Genomic DNA, 546 nt, shown 5'->3' on the forward strand with positions numbered 1-546 from the left:
TCCGCCGCGACCTGGAGCTCACCCGCGACCTGGCCTTCACCGGCGCGCGCAAGAAAGGCGGCATCGGGAAGATGGTGCTGGCCAACGGCGGCACGCTGTTCCTTGATGAAATTACCGAAATGCCGATCGAGCTGCAGGTGAAACTGCTGCGTGTGCTGGAGACCGGTGTCTTCATGCGCGTGGGCGGCACCGAGCCGAACCAGACGCGCGTGCGCATCATTGCGGCTACCAACCGCAACCTGATGGAGGCCGTGGCCGACGGCGCGTTTCGCGAAGACCTGATGTACCGCCTGGCCGTGGTGCCACTGCACGTGCCGCCGCTGCGCGAGCGCGACGACGACATCGAAGAACTGGCCCTGCACTTTCTCGCGCAGTTCAATGCCGCGCACCAGGCCGACAAGGTGTTCTCGCGCGCGGCACTCGGTGTGTTGCGCAACCATGCTTGGCCCGGCAACGTGCGCGAGCTGCGCAATGCGGTGCAGCGCGGCTACATCCTCGGCGAGAAGACCATCGAGCTGACCGCCCCGCTGGCGTCGCCGCGCGGCC

The 546-nt window shown here is 67.0% G+C and carries 1 protein-coding gene; it reads left to right on the top strand.

All coding sequences use genetic code 11. The features are described 5' to 3' along the window. A partial coding sequence (locus tag ACI79E_RS22425; protein ID WP_456934788.1) for a sigma 54-interacting transcriptional regulator occupies nt 1-546 on the top strand: 546 nt, incomplete at both ends.

It is taken from the genome of Geodermatophilus sp. SYSU D00079, from assembly GCF_054050635.1.